Origin of the sequence: Streptomyces sp. NPDC093149 (assembly GCF_044754145.1) — a bacterium.
In the GTDB taxonomy this organism is placed as follows: domain Bacteria; phylum Actinomycetota; class Actinomycetes; order Streptomycetales; family Streptomycetaceae; genus Streptomyces.
The window spans coordinates 522052-541290 of the sequence record NZ_JBIVON010000004.1 but is presented as its reverse complement, the minus strand read 5'-3'; the positions used below and the strand labels follow the sequence as shown (position 1 = coordinate 541290).

Annotated in this window: 13 protein-coding genes and 1 pseudogene; 11 read left to right on the top strand and 3 right to left on the bottom strand. The window is 70.6% G+C overall.

The window, feature by feature from the left end; all coding sequences use genetic code 11:
• Positions 1-140 precede the first annotated feature (140 nt).
• Complete coding sequence (locus ACIQCZ_RS16000) at positions 141-1097, bottom strand: DUF1152 domain-containing protein (RefSeq protein WP_402282775.1); 957 nt, start codon at positions 1095-1097, stop codon at positions 141-143.
• 89 nt (positions 1098-1186) lie between these two features.
• On the opposite strand from ACIQCZ_RS16000, the gene ACIQCZ_RS15995 reads away from it, so the two are divergent.
• The 6 genes from ACIQCZ_RS15995 to ACIQCZ_RS15970 all read left to right on the top strand — a co-directional run bounded on the left by ACIQCZ_RS15995 (position 1187) and on the right by ACIQCZ_RS15970 (position 7591).
• A complete protein-coding gene (locus tag ACIQCZ_RS15995) occupies positions 1187-1792 on the top strand; it encodes a YdbC family protein (RefSeq protein ID WP_351075144.1) in 606 nt (201 codons plus the stop codon).
• 493 nt (positions 1793-2285) lie between these two features.
• The gene (locus ACIQCZ_RS15990) at positions 2286-2945 is read left to right on the top strand and encodes a histidine phosphatase family protein (protein ID WP_351075142.1); all 660 of its coding nucleotides are present in this window, start codon (positions 2286-2288) and stop codon (positions 2943-2945) included.
• 12 nt (positions 2946-2957) lie between these two features.
• On the top strand, positions 2958-3860 hold the full coding sequence (locus ACIQCZ_RS15985; RefSeq protein WP_376272412.1) for an ADP-ribosylglycohydrolase family protein: 903 nt from the start codon (positions 2958-2960) through the stop codon (positions 3858-3860).
• Between the two features lie 228 nt (positions 3861-4088).
• On the top strand, positions 4089-5864 hold the full coding sequence (locus ACIQCZ_RS15980) for a DUF4153 domain-containing protein (RefSeq protein WP_402282772.1): 1776 nt from the start codon (positions 4089-4091) through the stop codon (positions 5862-5864).
• A gap of 335 nt (positions 5865-6199) precedes the next feature.
• Positions 6200-6910, top strand: a complete 711-nt coding sequence (locus ACIQCZ_RS15975) for a ribonuclease HII (protein ID WP_402282770.1) — start codon at positions 6200-6202, stop codon at positions 6908-6910.
• Between the two features lie 60 nt (positions 6911-6970).
• The gene (locus ACIQCZ_RS15970; RefSeq protein WP_402282768.1) at positions 6971-7591 is read left to right on the top strand and encodes a hypothetical protein; all 621 of its coding nucleotides are present in this window, start codon (positions 6971-6973) and stop codon (positions 7589-7591) included.
• A gap of 67 nt (positions 7592-7658) precedes the next feature.
• Here ACIQCZ_RS15970 and ACIQCZ_RS15965 read toward each other — a convergent pair whose 3' ends face one another.
• Entirely contained in the window at positions 7659-8297 is a 639-nt protein-coding gene (locus ACIQCZ_RS15965; protein ID WP_402282766.1) for a hypothetical protein, read from the bottom strand.
• Positions 8298-8838: 541 nt separating this feature from the next.
• Between ACIQCZ_RS15965 and ACIQCZ_RS15960 the strand changes: the two genes are divergently transcribed.
• The gene (locus ACIQCZ_RS15960) at positions 8839-10998 is read left to right on the top strand and encodes a RecQ family ATP-dependent DNA helicase (protein WP_402282764.1); all 2160 of its coding nucleotides are present in this window, start codon (positions 8839-8841) and stop codon (positions 10996-10998) included.
• 390 nt (positions 10999-11388) lie between these two features.
• Here the strand turns inward: ACIQCZ_RS15960 and ACIQCZ_RS15955 are convergent.
• A pseudogene (locus ACIQCZ_RS15955) lies at positions 11389-11526 on the bottom strand (MBL fold metallo-hydrolase); the annotation flags it as partial.
• 347 nt (positions 11527-11873) lie between these two features.
• Between ACIQCZ_RS15955 and ACIQCZ_RS15950 the strand changes: the two are divergent.
• From ACIQCZ_RS15950 to ACIQCZ_RS15935, 4 genes are all read left to right on the top strand, one after another.
• Positions 11874-13973 carry a SpoIIE family protein phosphatase gene (locus ACIQCZ_RS15950; protein ID WP_402282763.1) on the top strand — a complete coding sequence of 700 codons (2100 nt, stop codon included), beginning with the start codon at positions 11874-11876 and terminating at the stop codon, positions 13971-13973.
• 483 nt (positions 13974-14456) lie between these two features.
• A complete protein-coding gene (locus tag ACIQCZ_RS15945; protein ID WP_402282761.1) occupies positions 14457-15755 on the top strand; it encodes a DUF4192 domain-containing protein in 1299 nt (432 codons plus the stop codon).
• A gap of 728 nt (positions 15756-16483) precedes the next feature.
• Positions 16484-17248, top strand: coding sequence for an NUDIX domain-containing protein (locus ACIQCZ_RS15940; RefSeq protein WP_376272453.1), 765 nt, complete (start codon positions 16484-16486; stop codon positions 17246-17248).
• A 111-nt stretch (positions 17249-17359) separates the two neighbouring features.
• Positions 17360-19120, top strand: a complete 1761-nt coding sequence (locus tag ACIQCZ_RS15935; RefSeq protein WP_402282760.1) for an ATP-binding cassette domain-containing protein — start codon at positions 17360-17362, stop codon at positions 19118-19120.
• Positions 19121-19239 lie beyond the last annotated feature (119 nt).

Sequence of the window (19239 nt, the reverse complement as noted above, 5' to 3'; positions counted from 1 at the left end):
TCGGGCCGTTCGTACCACCTGATCATGTCCGTAATCGGCTGTGGATCCAACCGGCTCGGTCATCGACGACGGATTCGGGCCACTGGCGTTCATTCCGTTCAGCCCGTTCAGCCCGTTCAGTGCGTCAGTGCGTCAGTGCGTCAGTGCGGAATGCGGCGCGGCGGTCGCTGTCGGACCTCGTCCCGGAACTCCGCGATGGAGCTGCTGACCTGACGGATGAGATGGGTGTCCTCGATGCGGTCGAGGTAGAGGCAGTGGCGGGCCACTCCGTCCAGCTCGAAGGCGAAGCAGAGAGTCATCAGGGGATTGATGAACAGTTCACTGCCACGGGTGCGCGAGGTGAACTGGACGTCTCCGAAGGCTCCCTGGACGGCCGCGGCGATCGACCCGTTGACGATACTGGGGTGGTCGGGGGTGTGGTGCTGCGCGTGCGCCACCGCGTCGACGAACAGCGCCCCTTCACGGGTCGTACGGGAGACGGAGAATGCTCCGAGGCAGGAACCGTCCCGTTCGAGCGCTGCGATGTTCTCCAGTACGAGGCCGTGACTCACCCCGTGATAGGCGTCGATGCCGAAGCCGATGGACACAACCAGGCGTTCCGGTACGTCGATTGCGGCGAGCGCCGCGACGCTGGTCAGGTCCTCCTCCGGCGTGCCGAGGCCGGATTCGTCGCCGCGCATCAGGATGTCCGTGCCCCCGTCGACCAGGACGACCGCATCGATGTCGTACTTCTCGATCAGTGCCCGGTAGGCGGCTCGCAGCGGCTGTACTCCCACGCGCGCGAGGGCGTGCACCGTGCTCGGGTAGCCGTGCAGTTCGAGCCACTGGGCGAGGGTCCGCTCCGGGAAGTACGCCTGGTGGAGGGCTGTTTCGGGAGTGATGACCGCGACATCCGGCGCGAGCCAGGCGTCGAGGGGCAGTCCTTCGAGAGCGCTGAACGAGAGATTGGCGAGTCGGACCTGCTTGCCTTGGTGGAGGAGGGAGAGCGCGACAGGGAGTCCCGCGTAGATGTCGAAGCCACCGCCGGCCCCGGCGACGAGGACGCGTTCCGCGGAATCGAGCCGGGCGAACAGGGGGTTGGAGTGCAACGAAGCCATGGAGATCATTCTGTGCTTCGTGCCGTTCGGTTCGTGTGTACTCCATCAGAGCGTGACCCGCGGCATGTTCGGCACCGTACGATGGCGCGGTGCTGGTCAAGTGGATTCGTTGCACCGTGGTGGACCGTCGAGGATTTGAACGGGGACAGCGAAAGTGGGCGGGGCTGCTGGGTGAGCCGGGGTTCAGGGGACAGGGCGGCGGCTGGAGTCGAGGGCGTCCGGAAGTGGCGCATGTCTTCGCCTTCTGGGAGAACCGTGTCTTCTACGACTCGTTCATGGCACGCGCGCACGACCAGTTGGCCGCCGCGCAGTCCGGTACGTACAGCAGCATCCAGGTCAAGCTGTTCGAGTACCGCTTCGACGTGAAGACCGGTTTCGAGCCGCGCTTCACCGACGCGGATGTCGTCAGGGTGGCGCACAGCAAGGTGCACGAGGACCGGGTCGAGCATTTCGCCCTGATGCAGGAGAGGGTGTGGAATCCGGCGATGGCCGGGTCGCCCGGCATGCTGCGAGGGGTGTTCGGGGAGGCGCCGGGGCACGAGTTCCTCGTGTTGTCCATGTGGCAGTCCAGCGCCGAGCGGGGCAAATACCGGGCGGGGAGCATCGATCGGCTGACGCAACGGGCGCAGACCGAGGACGATGTGGCCGCGGTCGCGGGAGACGTTGTGCAGCTGGAGCCGTCCTGGACGGTGTGACCGGACCGGATCGGTCACACCGTCCAGGACCGGATCCGGGGCGGATCCGGGGCGGATCCGGGGCAGGCCGGGCCGGGAAGCTCGGCAGCCTCTCCGGTGGTGAGCAGGCACGGCTCGGCACCACCCGCCTCATCGTGGCGTCCCCCGACCATGGAGGAGGCGCCGGGCCTCTGGCGGGGTGCGCCGGTGGTGGTCCCCCACGACCGGCTGCTGCGCCGCCGCTTCACCGGCGACATCGGGCGGGCGGAGTCCGGACAACTGCTCGAATGAGCCGGGGTCGATCCGGGGCCTTCCGGCCGGATCGGCCGGATCGGCGAGCGGCGCCGTGTGCCGCGGGGTGGAGGAGGGAGCCCGGACGCGGCTTCCTCAGCCCGAACGGAGCCGGGAGCCCGGGGGAAGGCGCCGTGGTGACCGACGACAACGCCGCGGGGTGGGGCACCGGCCCACGCGAGCCCGGTATGACCGGAACGAGAGGCCCTACTAGGGTCTGTACATGGCACGACCGCAACGCATTGTCCTCGTCCGGCACGGGGAGTCCGAAGGCAACGTCGACGACACGGTGTACGAGCGTGAGCCGGACCACGCGCTGAGGCTCACCTCCGCCGGGCTGCGGCAGGCCAGGCAGACGGGGGTGCGGCTGCGCGAGATGTTCGACGGCGAGCGGGTCAGCGTGTACGTCTCCCCCTACCGCCGCACGCACGAGACGTTCAGATCCTTCGGCCTCGACCTTGAACGGGTGCGGGTGCGGGAGGAGCCGCGGCTGCGGGAGCAGGACTGGGGGAACTGGCAGGACCGGGACGACGTGAGGCTGCAGAAGGCGTACCGGGACGCCTACGGTCACTTCTTCTACCGCTTCGCGCAGGGAGAATCCGGAGCTGATGTCTACGACAGGGTCGGCGCCTTCCTGGAGAGTCTGCACCGGAGTTTCGAGGCCCCCGACCACCCGCCGAACGTGCTGCTGGTCACGCACGGACTGACCATGCGGTTGTTCTGCATGCGCTGGTTCCACTGGTCGGTTGCCGAGTTCGAGTCGCTGTCCAATCCGGGCAACGGGGAGACGAGAACGCTGATCCTCGGGGAGGACGGGCGCTACACCCTTGACCGGCCGTTCGAACGCTGGCGCGTACCCGAGCCGTACGGCATCACCGGATAGAGTGGAAGGGCGATGACAACCGCTGACTCTGCAACCGATCAACGTCTCGAACGCGCCTTGGCCAGCTTGCGTGGGCTGGCTGTGGGGGACGCGCTGGGTTCCCAGTTCTTTGTGCCGGCCAACTACCCGCTGCTGAAGCGGCGCGAACTTCCCCCCGGCCCCTGGCAGTGGACGGACGACACCGAGATGGCGTCTTCCGTGCTGGCCGTGCTGGCGGAGCACGAGCGGATCGACCAGGACGCGCTCGCGCGTTCCTTCGCCGAGCACCACGACTTCGACCGCGGATACGGCCCTGCCGTGAACCGGCTGCTCAGGCTGGTACGGGAGGGCGGCGACTGGCGGGAGCTGGCGTCCGCGCTGTTCAAGGGGCAGGGCTCCTGGGGCAACGGCTCGGCGATGCGCATCGCGCCGCTCGGTGCCTGGTACGCGGACGACCCGGAGCAGGCCACGCACCAGGCCGAGATCTCTTCGTACACCACGCACCAACACCGCGAGGCGGTCGTGGGTGCGATGGCCGTTGCGGGCGCGGCCTCACTGGCGGCATCGACCACGGGACCGCCCACCCCGACAGAGCTTCTCGACGGTGTGATCGCGCTCGTGCCGCGCAGCGCGGTCGGTGCCGGGCTGCGCCGGGCACGCGACATGCTCGACTACGGCGACGCGGGAACGGTCGCCGCGGTTCTCGGCAACGGCAGGCGTACCAGCGCACACGACACCGTCCCGTTCGCCCTCTGGTCGGCGGCGCGAAGCCTCGGCGATTTCGAGCAGGCCTTCTGGGTGACCGCCCAGGCAGGCGGCGATGTCGACACCACCTGTGCCATCGTCGGCGGGATCCTGGCGGCGGGAAGCGCGGGCGCGCCACCTGCCCACTGGTCGGCGCAGACGGAGGAACTGCCGGACTGGCTGCTGCGGTAGGACGAGGGCGACGACGGCGTCGTCGTCATGGTGCGTCAGCCGGACCTCCGACTGTCACGGTACTGCCACAGCCCTTCCGCGCACGGCCGGTGACCGTGAGGGGAAGCTACTCTTTCGGCCACGCCGCCCATGGTGATCATCCTTGCGGGCGTGCACCGAATGAGACGCCGGGGTGTTCCCGTGCTGCCCAGCGGCGGTGCGCGCGGATCCCGGTGGGGGAGGGGTCCCATGTCCGATCAACCATCAAAGACGCCCCGGCCGGAGGCTGCCCCCGAGCGGCCCGAGCCGCCGGGGCGGGCCGAGCCGTCGGAGCGGCCCGCGACGTCAGGGCCGGCCGCGTCCGCTCCGTCCGCTGCGTCGTCCATGCCGTCGGAGGGGCGGCTGCCGGAGTCCCGCGGCGCCGCCCCGCAACCGCAGAAGGTGCCGGCCGGCGTACGACCGGGCGGACAACAGCCACCCCCCACCCCTTGGCAGCACGGCAACCCCCAGCCCTCGGTGCTGTCGCGGCTGCGCCCGGCCGAACCCACCACCATCGGGAGTGCGACGCTCTGCTGCGTCCTCGCCACCGCGATACTGGGCGCCCTGCTGCTGGGTGAGGGCCTCGGTCCGAACCTGTTGATCGTCGCGGTTCCCGCCGCGCTCGCGGCCTTCTTCGCCGCGCGGGCGGCCGGTCGCCGCCTCCGTCCCTGGACAGCTGTCTGGGCGGTCGGTGGCCTGGCTCTCCTCGTCGTCCCGGCCCTTCGGGACGCCGGATGGCCCACCTTCCTCGCCGTCGTGTCGGCTGTCGCCCTGGGCTCGCTCGCTCTGCACGGCAGTCGTGGCTGGCTCGGGGTGCTGCTCGGCTCACTGGGCCTCTTCGGTTCCGTCACCAAGGGTGTGGCCTGGGGAGCGCGCGGCGTGCGCGAACGGATGGCGGACTCCCGAGGCCGGTGGGGCGTCGTCTTCCGCACCACCGCGGTCGCTGTCGTCCTGCTCATCGTGTTCGGGGCGCTCTTCGCGAGTGCCGATGCCGCCTTCGCCGATGTGCTCGGCAACCTCGTCCCCGATGTGTCGGTGGGCGACAGCCCCTGGCGGTCGTTCCTCTTCGTGGTCGGCCTGGTCGGCGCACTCGCCGCCGCGTACACGGCGGCCGCACCGGTGCGCTGGGACGCCATCACCGTTCGTCCGGGGAGGGCCCGCGGGCGGTTGGAATGGGCACTGCCGCTCATTGTGCTGAATCTGTTGTTCGCCGCCTTCATCACCATCCAGCTCACCGTGCTGCTCGGCGGATACGACAAGGTGATGGCCGAGACCGACCTCAGCTACTCCCAATACGCTCGGCAAGGGTTCTGGCAACTGCTGTGGGCCACGCTCCTCACGCTGTTGGTGATCGCGCTCGCCCTGCGTCTGGCTCCCCGAGGGCGGGGGAGTGACCGCACTCTCGTACGGAGCGTGCTCGGCGTGCTGTGTCTGCTCACCCTTGTCGTCGTGGCCTCCGCGCTGAGGCGCATGGACCTGTACGTGGAGGCGTACGGCCTGACACGGCTGCGCATATCCGTGGCCGCGGTCGAACTCTGGCTGGGCGTGGTGCTCGTCCTGATCATGATCGCCGGCGTGTTCGGTGCCCGACTCCTGCCGCGCGCCGTCGCCGCGAGCGCGGCCGTCGCCGTGCTGACGTTCGGCCTGATCTCGCCCGACGGCCTGATCGCCGAACAGAACGTCCAGCGGTACCGCAATGACCGCTCCATCGACATCGACTACGTACAGCGCCTCTCGGCCGACGCCGTGCCTGCCCTGGACACACTGCCGGAGCCACTGCGCTCATGCGCCCTCATGGAGATCGATCGGTCGCTGCGATCGTCCGACACCCCTTGGTATGCCACGAGTTGGTCCGAGGCACGGGCCCGCGACATCCTGGGAGAACGGGGTTCGGGCGATCTCGCGCGGGTGTGCCGTGCGTCGCGCACGGGCGGCGGCTTCGGTGCTGACGAAGGCGATCCGTACGACCCCTACGACCCGTACTGACGCGAGCGGAACGGGAGAGGTGCTGCCGCGTGTGTGCGGCGGCCCGCATGCGCCGCGTTCCGTGATTCACGAATCCGGCATGCTGAACGTGTTCGGCCGGTGATCCTGGCCGCCTCCTCGGGGCGTCGGCACACGCATTCGTGATCACCGTCCCGTATGCGCGGCGCTTCGGACACATGGCTCTCAGGCTTCGGGCATGTGGCCCTCCATGAAACGGAATGCTGCGGTCCACGATCTTGTTGCAATCCGTTCTGCGACTCCGTGCGCGGCCCGGCCGGTCGTCGGGCGACCCGGGGTGTTGTCGGCGTTCCCATCGGCGTACGCTGACAGGCGCCATGCCGTACGAACCACCCACGCACACCGTCGAGCGCTCACTGCGCGCTACCACTGGTGCCAAGACCGTCGCCGGTGTCGACGAGGTCGGACGCGGAGCGTGGGCGGGACCGGTCACCGTGTGTGCGGCCGTCACCGGCCTTCGCAGACCCCCTGCCGGACTCACCGACTCCAAGCTGATCAGCCCCAGGCGCCGCGCGGAGCTGGCCCCGTTGCTGGAGCGCTGGGTCACCGCGTTCGCTCTGGGGGACGCCTCTGCGCAGGAGATCGACGACCTGGGCATGACGGCTGCGCTTCGGCTGGCCGCCGTGCGCGCACTCGAAGCCCTGCCGGTGCGTCCCGACGCGGTGATACTCGACGGCAAACACGACTACCTGGGACAGCCCTGGCAGGTCCGCACGGTGATCAAGGGCGACCAGTCCTGTATCGCGGTCGCGGCGGCTTCGGTGATCGCGAAGGTGCGACGGGACACGATGATGGCCGAACTGGGCGCGGAATCCGGCGAGTACGCCGCCTTCGCCTTCGACGCCAACGCGGGTTACCCGTCGCCTGTGCACAGGGCCGCGCTGGAGCAGTGGGGGCCCACGCCCCATCACCGTCTCTCGTGGTCCTACCTGGACGCGCTGCCCAGGTGGCAGCACCTCAAGAAGGTCCGTTTCTCCGCCGAGGCGGCCGCACTGGAAAGCGGGGGCCAACTCGGCTTCGATTTCTGATCGCGCACATGTACCCACCCGCTGATGCCTCGTGCGTCGGCGTTTGATAGACAACCACCCATGCCTCTCATCCCCGAGGAGCCTCAGATTCACGAGAGCGCCCAGGGTCCCCGCGTCACTCCGGCCGCAGGCCGCACCGCGCCGACCCCCCGTCCCGTACCCGGCCCGCGTTCAGCGGCCACGCCGCGCCCCGGTCGTCCGGGTCCCGGCCCCGCGCGGCCCGCGCCCCCGGCGCAGCGCCCGCACCCCACCCCCGGTCAGTCCAAGCCGGCCCGGCCGGAGAATCGTTCCGCGCCGCAGATCCAGCTCATTCCCGCCTCGGCCGCCGGCGCTCTCGACGCCGCCGACGAAGCGGTGGATCTGCTGCTCGAATCCGGGCGCGCACCGGGCGACATCCTGGTGCTGACCACCGGTGAGCAGCACCCGTGGGCCGTGCACGAACTCTCCTTCGGCGACGCCGCCTACTGGGCGCAGCACGAAGCGGGCGACGACGTCTTCTTCGCCGGTGCCGGTGCCGTGGCCTCGGACCGGCTCGAGCCGCGGCCCGTGGTCGTCGTCGCCGTCAACGGCGGCGACACGGTCGCCGACGCGCTGTCCGGTGCCCGTGAACGTGCCGGAGCCCTGTTGATCGTCTGCGGGGATCCTCAGACGATCAACGCGGTGCTCGGCGCCGGCGTCTGAGCCGCAGGACACCCCGAAGTGTGGTGACCCGGCTGCCCGATGGGGCGGCCGGGCCCGCGACCACGCGTCAGCGTGCCGCGGTCCGCCGTTGCGCCTGAGCGGCGCCGCCGCCTGTGCGCAGTGGCACGGAATCGCGGCCGAGCGTCGTGTCGGCGAGCGCGGACGGCTGCGATGCGGAGTCGGGCCGGCGTCCGCCCCGGCCCTCGCCCAGCACCTGCCAGCCGCCGCGGGTGAGTGTGATGTACGAGCCGCACCGCAGGCCGTGCAATGTGCAGGCGTCCCGCAGGCCCCACATCCACGCGCCGTCCTCCTCCGTCCAACGCTCGTCGCCCTCACGGCAGTAGAGCAGTACCGCGGTACGGACGGGAGTGCGGCGGCGGAGGTCGTGCGGGATGACCCGGCGCAGATTCGACAGCAACGCGTTGCGGAACTCCCAGCCGTCCGCGGTCATGGAGCGGCGCGCGAACGAGGCGCTGGCCGCGAGGCGTTCCTCGTGGTCGAGTACGGCGACGACAGCGGTTGTCGGTGTCGGCCGGTGGCGGGCGTGCAGCCCGCTGACAACCTCGCGCGGGCTGCGCAACAGGGGTATGCCCGCCTCTGCCCACTCGGCCGGTTCCAGCATCCGGGCCAGGCGGTTGGTGGATTCGGTGGACGCCGAAGACATCGGCATCGAAGTGTCTGCGGACGGAGCGAATCCGAAGGTCACGGTCCTCCCTTCGCATACGCGCCCACGGTGCGGGCAAGGTCGAGTGGGGGCGCGCCGCGGCACAGCCCTTCCGGGCCGCGAAAGGACCGTGCGGGGAGCGAGCCCAATTCTTCCTGGCGTATCGGCGGGCGGCAACGAGCAATTGGCACGGCTGACGGGTATCAGGGGAAATGACTCTGATATCCCTGCCCACGCCGTGCCCGGGTAACGCCTTCCGTCACGTCCGAACGGCCGGTACCAGCGGAAACACCGCCGACGCCGCGGCGGTGCAACAGCCGCAGCCCCGGTCGCCGCGGCAGGCCGGGGCGGGAACCGGCCCCGGGAATCGGGTTCGTCGAGCCGCTCGGCCGCCGAACCGGAAGGCGCCGGGCTCCAGGTGGAACTGGCGTCCTGACCTGCAGGGACGCAACCATCGGTGAGGGGTGTGGTCGAGCGCCCCGGCCTGAGGTCCGCGATCGATGCATGGCCGACACCGTTGGTGATCCGATTGTCACGCGGGGTGAATTGGTCGATTGTCCTTGCCATCGGGTTGCATGGGGGCATGGACAATCTGGAGCTCCGCACCGAAGCCGATACCGTTCTCGCTGAGCTCGTCGGTGACCCGAGCGGTTCGGCACGGCTCCGGGAGGACCAGTGGCAGGCGGTGGCGGCTCTGGTGGAGCAGCGCCGTCGTGCGCTGGTGGTGCAACGCACGGGTTGGGGCAAGTCGGCGGTGTACTTCGTGGCCACTGCTCTGCTGCGTCGGCGTGGCGCCGGCCCGACGGTGATCATCTCGCCGCTGCTGGCGCTGATGCGCAACCAGGTCGAGTCGGCGGCGCGGGCCGGCATCCACGCGCGCACCATCAACTCGGCCAACCCGGAGGAATGGGAGACGATCTACGGGGAGGTCGAGCGCGGTGAGACCGACGTTCTCCTCGTGAGCCCGGAGCGCCTCAATTCTGTGGATTTCCGCGATCAGGTGCTGCCCGAGCTCGCGGCCACGACCGGTCTGCTCGTGGTCGACGAGGCACACTGCATCTCCGACTGGGGCCACGACTTCCGCCCCGACTACCGGCGGCTGCGGGCGATGCTGACCGAGCTGCCCGCCGGGGTGCCGGTGCTGGCCACCACGGCGACCGCCAACGCGCGGGTCACCGCGGATGTGGCCGAGCAGCTGGGTACCGGTGCCGGCGAGGCCCTGGTGCTGCGCGGCCGGCTGGACAGGGAGAGTCTGCGGCTGGGTGTGGTCCAGTTGCCGGACGCCGCGCACCGCCTGGCCTGGCTCGCCGAGCACCTGGACGATCTGCAGGGTTCCGGGATCATCTACACCCTCACTGTCGCCGCGGCCGAGGAGGCCACCGCCTTTCTGCGTCAGCGCGGCTTCCGCGTGGCCTCGTACACGGGGAAGACGGAGAACGCGGACCGGCTGCAGGCCGAGGTCGACCTGCAGGAGAACCGGGTGAAGGCGCTGGTCGCGACGTCGGCGCTGGGTATGGGCTACGACAAGCCGGACCTGGGTTTCGTGGTGCATCTGGGTTCGCCGTCCTCGCCGATCGCCTACTACCAGCAGGTGGGCCGCGCCGGCCGCGGTGTCGAGCATGCCGATGTCCTGCTGCTGCCGGGCAAGGAGGACGAGGCCATCTGGCGCTACTTCGCCGATACGGCCTTCCCGCCCGAGGCGCAGGTCCGTCAGACCCTCTCGGCCCTCGCCGGTGCGGGACGGCCGCTGTCGGTGCCTGCCCTGGAGGCGGCGGTGGATCTTCGGCGCAGCCGACTGGAGTCGATGCTGAAGGTGCTCGATGTCGATGGCGCGGTCAAGCGGGTGAAGGGCGGTTGGACCGCCACGGGAACCGAGTGGGTGTACGAGGCCGAACGTTACGCGTGGGTGGCTCGGCAGCGGGCTGCCGAGCAGCAGGCCATGCGCGATTACGCGAGCACGTCCCAGTGCCGGATGGAGTTCCTGCGCCGGCAGCTGGACGACGAGGGCGCCGCCCCGTGCGGTCGTTGCGACAACTGCGCGGGAGCCTGGGCCGATCCCGCTGTCTCGGCGGAGACGTTGACGGGGGCGACGAAGGAACTGGACCGCCCGGGGGTGGAGGTCGAGCCGCGCCGGATGTGGCCGACGGGGATGCCCGCACTGGGCATCGACCTCAAGGGGCGCATTCCGGCCAAGGAGCAGTGTTCCACCGGGCGTGCCCTCGGACGGCTCTCGGACATCGGCTGGGGCAATCGACTGCGTCCGCTGCTGGCGGAGAACACGCCCGACGGTCCGGTCCCCGACGACGTTCTGCGGGCCGCGGTGGCGGTCCTCGCCGACTGGGCACGCTCCCCGGGCGGTTGGGCACCTGGCGTCGCGGACGCCTCGGCCCGGCCGGTGGGAGTGGTCGCCGTACCGTCCCTGACCCGACCCCGGTTGGTGGGCTCCCTCGCCCAGGGAATCGCGACCACCGGCCGCCTCCCCTTTCTGGGCACCCTGACGTACACCGGCCCGAGCGGCGCGCACGCGGCACGCCGCAGCAACTCCGCCCAACGCCTCCGGGCGTTGTCCGGCAGCTTCACTGTCTCCGAGGAGCTGGCCGATGCCCTGGCGAGTTCTCCGGGGCCCGTCCTGCTCGTGGACGACTCCACCGAGTCCGGCTGGACCCTCGCAGTCGCTGCCCGCCTGCTGCGCCGGGCAGGCAGCGAACAAGTCCTTCCGTTGGTCCTCGCCGCGGCGGGCTGAGTCGTCCCGTGCCCATGCCCGACGAACCACGGCTCGGCGTGGCGAGTTCGGGGGTGACGACGCCGAAGCACGGCCCCGGCCCGGCGTCCCCGCCGCTCATGAGGACCTCGTCCCGGCCCCCATGCCGAGGATCCGACTGCCGAGGATCCCGACAAGCGCCCCGCATCAGCGGGCGGGGTCTGCGACCGCCTCCGTGAACTTGCCACCGCAATCACAGCACCCGGTGCCGGATCCCGTCGGCCCGGCGCGGACACGAAGCCTGTCCCCCGCACGCCAGTGCCGGCCCCGGTGCGGCCCGAACGCCGGTGACGGTGCCTGGACCGGCCGCAAGGCCCCGACATCGGCGGCAGTGGTCCGGGCCGACGCTCGGGAGGCGGGCCTGGGCTCTTGCGCCAGCGTCCCGCTGCCCGCATCCACCCAGACCCGGGTGTCGCCGCTGGACACCAGATAGCCGGAGCACGGGTTGTCCACGCTCGCATAGGGCCTCGCAGACCCCAGGACGGTGAGACGGAGAAGATCGCCGGCCATCCGAGGAGTCTGGAGAACGCTTGATCCATAAGACCGACCGGCACATGGGGGGTGGAAGAAGGAGCGGGGCCGGGTGCGTGCGTCTGCAAGGCGGAGGAGGGAGGCAACGCGGAGCATTGTTGACCGACGACAACGCCGCGGATGTGCGTGCCCAGCCCCGCGACGCCGCCCCCCATTTGCCGGTCGGTCTAAGTGGTGACCTCTCTCCATGAAAACGGCATTGTGCGGCTGAGCGCCGGGGTGTCGTCTGTCGCTGGGCGATCCGCGGCTGTGCTGCCGACGGGGCCGGGGTGAGAGACCATGGTGGTGATCGGCCGGTGACACGGCGGGGAGCGAGGTGGCGACCGGTGGGGTCTGCCGAACCCTTCGTGAGAGGTGCCGGGCGCGCGCCCGGGGCTCCGTCCGGCGGCCTGATCGATCTGCTCGGTGTTTCGGCGGTGGTGCTGGACGCACGGGGGCGCGTGGTGTTCTGGAGCCCACAGGCACAGCAGATCTTCGGCTACAGCGCCCGGGAGGCCCTGGGACGGTCCGCGGCCCGGCTGATGGCCGACGAGCAGCACCTGGGTCTGGTCACCGAGCTGTTCTCCAAGGTGATGGCAGAGGGTACGAGTTGGGCGGGGGCCTTTCCCGTCCGGCACAAGGACGGCAGTACCCGCCTGGTGGAGTTCCGGAACGTGCGGCTGGAGGGCGAGCACGGGGTTTTCTACGCGCTGGGGATCGCCACGGATCAGGCCGTTCTCCAGCGTATGGAGCGCGACCTTGCGCTCTCCGCCCGACTGGTCTCGCAGTCTCCGACAGGGCTCGGGATCCTGGATCCCGATCTGCGGTACCTGGTGGTCAATCCCACGCTGGAGCGCATCAACGGCCGACCGGCCGACCGGCAGGTCGGCCGCCCCGTGCGTGAGGTGCTGGACTTCATGGACGCCGGCCCGGTCGAGACCGCGATGCGACGCGTACTGGACAGCGGAGACCCGCTGGTCAACCAGTTCGCGCTCGCCCCCACCCCCTCCGACCCGGGCCGCGTGCATGCCTGGTCGGCCTCCTACTACCGGCTTGAGGACAGCGCCGGGCAGGTGCTCGGACTCGCCCTGGAACTCGTGGACGTCACCGAACAGCACCGCGCGTCCTCCGAGGCAGCCGCGGCGCGGCGGCGCCTTGCCCTGATCGCAGACGCCTCGACACGCATCGGCACCACTCTGGACCTGGACACCACCGCCGACGAACTCGCCCGCACCTGTGTGCCCGAACCGGCAGACCTCGCCGCGGTCGACCTCTTGGAGGCCGTGCTCCAGGGCGGCGACAGCGACCGGGCGCCCGATGGCCCGGTCGCCCTCCGCACCCTGGCCGTCGCCGCCCACCCCGCCCCGGCCGTCTTTGTGCCCTCCGGACATCCCGCCCGGTACGAGCCCGACCACCTGATCACCCGCTGCATCACCACCGGCCGCCCGGTCCTCGCTGCCCACGTCACAGCCCAGGAACTCGCTCGCATCGCCCCCTCCCATGCCGCCGCCGTCCTCACCGAGGCCGGGGCGCACTCCTGCCTCGCCGTCCCGCTCATCGCCCGCGGCCGCGTGCTCGGCGCGCTGGGCCTCGCCCGCGCCCGCAATCCGCTTCCCTTCGGCGAGGACGACACCACCCTGGCCCTGGAACTGGCCTCCCGCGCCGCCGTCAGCATCGACCACGCCCGCTGGTACCAGAACCAGCGTCAGGCCGCCGAGAACCTCCAGCGCAGCCTCCTGCCCCAGAAACCGCCGTACCGGCCGGGACTGGACATCGCCTGCCGCTACCAGCCCGCCTCGACCATCTGCGGAATAGGCGGCGACTGGTACGACGTCATCGCGTTGTCCGGCGACAAGACCGCCCTGGTCATCGGCGACGTCATGGGCAGCGGCACCGGCGCCGCCGCCACCATGGGGCAGTTGCGCACCGCTACCCGTACTCTGGCCGCGCTCGACCTGGACCCCGCCGCGGTCCTGCGCCACCTCGACCGCATCACCGGCGACCTGGAGCAACGGTTCGCCACCTGCACATACGCCGTGTACGACGCGTCCCGCGCCTGCTGCAGCATCGCCACCGCCGGTCACCTGCCGCCGGTCCTGATCCCCGCCGTCGGTGCCCCGCGCTTCCTCGACCTCCCCACCGGAGCGCCCCTCGGCGTGGGGAGCGTCCCCTTCGAGACCAGCCGGTTGCGGATCGAGCCCGGCGACGCGTTGCTGCTCTACACCGACGGACTGATCGAAACCCGCAGCCACGCACTCGACACGCGACTGGCCGCCCTCCTGCGGCTCCTCGCGAGATCGCCGCGTCGGCCGGAGGAAACCTGCGACCACCTGTTGGACGCCCTGCGTCGCCGTGACGAGCCTGACGATGTCGCCCTGCTCCTCGCCCGAGCCCGCCCCGTCGGCCCGCACACCACAGTCGCTACGGGGACGCCGGAAACACGTTGACGGGCTTCCTTGAGACCTGGACGTCGCACTTCCGGAGACGGACTGCCGCAGATCACCCACACCACCCAAGCTGTTCGGTCCCAGGGCGGCGAAGGCACTCGGTACGGGCTCCTCCGCGCTCAGCGAAAAGACGCGCCGACGATCCCTCACCGAGCGGAACTTCCCCCAGCCCCTGCCGCCGGACCGGAACCCGCACCACCGCATCCGGTGCTCCCGTACCGGTAGCCGACCGCGATGTCAGTGCGGCCTGCCATCCTGGTGAGATGCCTGGCGGCGCCCATCACCGAAGCCGATGCCGCCGCCGGGCACACCCCTGCGCGGCGCCAACACGGAGCACGGCACCCTGCCCCGCCTCCTCGGCCCGGACGGTGTGCCCCCATGCAACCCGACGGCTACGACAAACCGCCAACGACCTCGCGACCCCTGTGGACAACTTTATCCACAGGGGTCGCGGAAATAGGCCGCCCGCGGGACGGTCATGTCATGAACCAGCACGACGAAACCAACGGTCCGGTCGACGAGCAGCAGATCACCCTGCGGGGCCCTGCCGAGCTCGCCGACGCCCTCCCGTACCTCATGGGGTTCCACCCGAACGACAGCGTGGTCATGGTTGCCCTGCACGGTGGCCGGGGTCGTTTCGGCGGGCGGCTCAGGCTCGGCATCCCGCAGTCACCGCAGGAATGGTCGCCCGTCGCCGAGCAGCTCGCCGAGTGCCTGATCAAGGGGAGCGAGCGGCGAGGACGGCGTCCTGACGCGATCGTCATCTTTCTCTGCCAGGACCCTGCCGAAGGCGAGAGCAGCAGTCAGACCATGGAGCGGCTCCGGCCCCTTGCCCAGCGCCTGCGTACGGCGTGCGGCGCGCTCGACGTGCCCGTTCTCGAAGCACTCTGCATCTCGGACGGCCGGTACTGGTCGTACTGCTGCCCGGATGAGCGCTGCTGCCCGACCGAAGGGAACCCATTGGCCTTGCCCGGCACCTCGGTGATGGCGGCCGCCGCCGCATACGCGGGTATTCAAGTGCGCGGAACGCTGCGGGAGATGGAAGCCAGGCTCATGCCTCTGCGCACCCCGGCCGCTGCGGAGCAGCAACGGGCTCTCGACTCGGCCGGGGCCGAGCTGGTGCCGAAGATCTTGGACGAGGTGGGACGCAAGGACGTGGCCCGGGAGACCCTGGGGCTTGCCCGGAGGCTCATGAAACGGCTCAGCGAGGCGCCGGTCGCGGTGCCATCCGCATCGGACTTCGACGACGACCGGTTGATCAGTCACGACGAGGCCGCCACGGTGATTCTCGGGCTGCAGGACCGGGACACCCGCGACAGGGCCGCCGAATGGATGGAAGGGCCGGAGGCAGGCTCCGCGTTGCGGCTCTGGCAGGCGCTGTCCCGTCGTTGCGTCGCACCGTACGAGGAACACGCCGCGGCGCCGCTGACCTTGGCAGGGTGGGTCTCCTGGTCGACGGGGGACGAGCCGGGAGCACGGGTCGCGCTGGGGCTCGCCCTGCGTGTGGACCCCGGGTACACCTTTGCTCAACTTCTCCACGAGGCGTGCAACCAAGGGCTCGATCCGGAGACGCTTCGCCGTTGTCTCCGAGGGGAACGCCGCGCCCGGACGATCCGGCGAGTCCAACGCACGGACCGGAGCACACGGCCTCGCACAGTACGTCGGACCGCCACGCGACCGAGGAAGACTCCAACCGGCTCCGCCCGACCCGGCACAACTGCTGCCCGACGGCGGTCCGGGCAGGCCTCTCCCGGCCGCCGCGGATCCAGGGACGGTCGTTGATCCCCGTGCCTCTCCGCTCCGCGACACGTCTGATCGGCGTTCCGACAGGGAGAACCCCCTGATCGGAACCGCGCGGGGAGCGACGGTTGCAAGATCCTGCCGCAAGCACTTTCCGGCCCGCTCGGGCCTCACCCAGCAGCTTCTCTTGCTGAGGCATCCAGGGATCCCGGAGCGGCGGTCGAGGATCACTGCCGCCCCCTTCCCGCCCTGCGCGCGAAGTGCCGGACGGCGCCGGGGCCTGCCGTTGCCGAGGGTCCACAGCCGGAGACCGCAGCGCAGGCCCCGGTACCGTTCCGGAACCCGGCGTGGACGGCCGGTGCCCCGTACGGCGTCGGCGTGACGGCACGTACGAACCGTCGAGGTGGAACCGGTGCCGGCTCTTGCAAGGCCGACGTGCGTTCCCCGCACCGTGGGGGACGGCTCAGGAGGGGTCCACGGGGTGCATGGACTCGGTGATCTCCAGGGCCGCTGGTCGGCGTCCAGGGATTCCCGGCCGGTGGCCTGCCGGGGGTGCCGAACGTCCCGCCCCGCGTCGCAGCGGCGCTCGGGCCGGGGCTCTGCCCTCCGGATGCTTCCGGGCAACGCCGTCGGGCCCCGACAAGGAATCCGGCCCTTTGACGGACGACGAGTACGGCGCCGAGCGGCGCGACGAGCACGGCGAAAACAGTCGGGCCGAAGAGCACGGCGAAGGGAGTGTTTATCGTCAGGCAGACGACTATGATCACCGCATGCCGCCCTACGACCCGTCGACCTTCCCGCCCTTCGCTGTCACCGTCGACCTGGTTGTGCTCACGGTGCGCCGCCATGCGCTCTGTGCGCTGGTGGTTCGCCGCGGTGAGCCGCCCTTCCAGGGGCGATGGGCACTGCCCGGCGGGTTCGTCAAAGCCGATGAGGATCTCGGGGCCGCGGCAGCGCGTGAACTCGTCGAGGAGACCGGGCTGTGTGCCCAGGATCCGGCCGCGCCGGCCGTGGGCAATGGCGCGCATCTGGAACAGCTGGCCACCTACGGCGACCCCGGGCGCGACCCCCGGATGAGGGTGGTGAGCGTCGCTCACCTCGCTCTGGCCCCCGATCTGCCGGCCCCGCGGGCGGGCGGCGATGCGAACAGTGCGCGTTGGGCGCCAGTGGGGGATCTGCTCGGCCCGGAGGGCGGGGTAGGCCATGAGGGCGAAAATCAGGCTCCGCTGGCCTTCGACCACGCGCAGATTCTTGCCGACGGTGTCGAACGGGCGCGTTCCAAGATCGAGTACTCCTCTCTGGCCACCGCTTTCTGCCCGCCGGCGTTCACGGTCGGTGAGCTTCGGAGGGTGTACGAGGCGGTATGGGGCGTGGTCCTCGACCCGCGGAACTTTCACCGCAAGGTGACAGGAACCCCCGGATTCCTGGTGCCCGCGGGTGGGACGACCACGCGACAGGGCGGCCGTCCTGCCCAGCTCTTCCGTGCCGGAGCGGCCACGGTCCTCAACCCGCCGATGCTGAGGCCGGAAGTCTGACCCCACGGAACACCGTAAGGTCAGTGCTGCACGAAAAGTCGGATATGTCGCGTTATCTTGCTGCGGTACCCGCCCTGCCGCCGAGCGGTCTCACCTCCCGCGAGAGAAGCGATGCTCCAGGCCATCGGACTCACCAGCTCCCCCCGCCGCGGCCTTCCGGTCGCCGTGGACGATCTCACCTTCGAAGCCCGGCCCGGCCGCGTCACCGCACTTCTGGGGGCTCCCGGTTCGGGCAAGACCGCGGCTCTCCGCCTGATGCTCGAACTCGACTCGGGCCGGGGGGTCACCTACTTCCGGGGAAGACCGCTGCACCGCATCCGCCACCCGGCGCGTGAGGTGGGCGTACTCCTCGGGGACGTGCCGGGGCACCCCGCCCGCACCGTCCGGGGCCAGCTCCGCATGCTCTGCGCCGCCGCAGGCGTGCCGGCGTCCCGGGCCGACGAATTGCTCGAAGCCGTCGGTCTCGCCGGACTCCGGGACCAGCGCATGGGCACGCTCTCCCTCGGCATGGACCGCCTGCTCGCCCTCGCTTCGGCGCTGCTCGGTGACCCGCACACGCTGGTCCTCGACGCCCCCGCGGAAGGCCTCTCTTTGCGCGAGGAGTGCTGGGTGCATGAGCTGCTGCGGTCCCATGCGGGCCAGGGCGGGACCGTTCTCTACACCACGGCCGACCCCAAGGAGGCCGCGCGAGCTGCCGACCATGTGGTCACCATCGAGCACGGACGCCTCGTCGCGGACCGGAGCGCCGACGACTTCTCCCGGACCCGTCTCCGTCCCCGGGTCTCGGTACGGACCCCGCACGCGGCCCGCCTCGCTGCCGTCGTCGGTCGCGAGGCCCGAGCGGCCAGACGCTCGGTCGAGGTGGTCACCGAAGCGAGCGGCCGCCTCTCCGTGTACGGCTCCACCTGTGCGGAGATCGGCGATGCGGCGTTCCGGCACGGGCTCCCGGTGCATCAACTCGCCGACGAGGTCGCCGACACCGGTCCCGCAGGCGCTATGACCCCCACGGACCACGCTCACGGCGAGAGAGAAGCCGCACCGCAGCCCGCCGCGCGTGCGTCCGGCCCGGAACCGCTGCCATCGATCCGACGCCGCCCGGCCCGCAGCCCGCTCCGCCCCCTGCGATACGAACTCCGTCGCCTCCTCGGGGTCAGAACGGCAATCCTGGTCATGGCCGCCGTTCTTGTCGCCTCGGTCGGACTCTCCGTCCTCCTTGCCCGCTCCGGCCACGCTCAGCTGCCGAAGGTGCTGGCGGCGTGGCCGTCATCGCTGCCGTTGCCACCTGCGGCAATCGGCGCAGGAGTGCTCGGCGCCATCTCCTTCGGCGACGAATTCCGCTACCCCGCGCTCGCGGCGGGCCGAGGCACCGTCCCCCGCCGCCTGGGGCTGCTCCTCGCCAAGCTGCTGGTATCGGCGGGCGTCGCCCTGGTGCTCGCCCTGGCCGTCGTGCTGGCCGCAGCCGAAGCTCTCCACCTGGTCTATGGCGACGATTTGCTGCGGATTCCGCCGAATCCGGTAGCCATGGGTGCTAGTTGGGGAGCGCTGACCGTGGGCTGCGCCTGGGCGGGTCTCCTGGCTGCCGGAGTCTTCAGAGTGGCGACGGCGGGCGTTGCCGCGGTGCTGGCCGTTCCCGTGCTCGTTGTTCCGCTTGTCCAGAACGTGCTGACGGGATCGGTATCCCGTCCGATCGACGGCCTTCCGGGCAGGCTTCGAGAGCTGATGTGGCCGCGCTGGCCGCACGAGACGGACCGATGGGTGGCGGCCCTCGTGCGCGTGGTGACGCACCCGGTGGGGACCGCGCTGTCACTTTCGTTGTCGGTCCTGATCTGTGCGTATCTGTTCACCAGCCTTCGCAGCAGGGTCCGTTGGTGATCGCGGCGCCGTGATTGAGTGCTTGCCGCCCCGCAACTTCCTGAAAGTTGCCCGATTTCCACCAATAAGGCGTCAATTGGGGGGTGGGTGCCGATCACCCTTTCGTGTGCTTTTCACCA

What these genes read in the sequence shown, in the direction of transcription:
- ACIQCZ_RS15940 (WP_376272453.1), top strand. Translation starts at nt 16,484, where the DNA reads ATGCCGCCCTACGACCCGTCGACCTTCCCGCCCTTCGCTGTCACCGTC.
- ACIQCZ_RS15945 (WP_402282761.1), top strand. Translation starts at nt 14,457, where the DNA reads ATGAACCAGCACGACGAAACCAACGGTCCGGTCGACGAGCAGCAGATC.
- ACIQCZ_RS15960 (WP_402282764.1), top strand. Translation starts at nt 8,839, where the DNA reads ATGGACAATCTGGAGCTCCGCACCGAAGCCGATACCGTTCTCGCTGAG.
- ACIQCZ_RS15970 (WP_402282768.1), top strand. Translation starts at nt 6,971, where the DNA reads ATGCCTCTCATCCCCGAGGAGCCTCAGATTCACGAGAGCGCCCAGGGT.
- ACIQCZ_RS16000 (WP_402282775.1), bottom strand. Translation starts at nt 1,097, where the DNA reads ATGGCTTCGTTGCACTCCAACCCCCTGTTCGCCCGGCTCGATTCCGCG.
- ACIQCZ_RS15980 (WP_402282772.1), top strand. Translation starts at nt 4,089, where the DNA reads ATGTCCGATCAACCATCAAAGACGCCCCGGCCGGAGGCTGCCCCCGAG.
- ACIQCZ_RS15975 (WP_402282770.1), top strand. Translation starts at nt 6,200, where the DNA reads ATGCCGTACGAACCACCCACGCACACCGTCGAGCGCTCACTGCGCGCT.
- ACIQCZ_RS15935 (WP_402282760.1), top strand. Translation starts at nt 17,360, where the DNA reads ATGCTCCAGGCCATCGGACTCACCAGCTCCCCCCGCCGCGGCCTTCCG.
- ACIQCZ_RS15985 (WP_376272412.1), top strand. Translation starts at nt 2,958, where the DNA reads ATGACAACCGCTGACTCTGCAACCGATCAACGTCTCGAACGCGCCTTG.
- ACIQCZ_RS15990 (WP_351075142.1), top strand. Translation starts at nt 2,286, where the DNA reads ATGGCACGACCGCAACGCATTGTCCTCGTCCGGCACGGGGAGTCCGAA.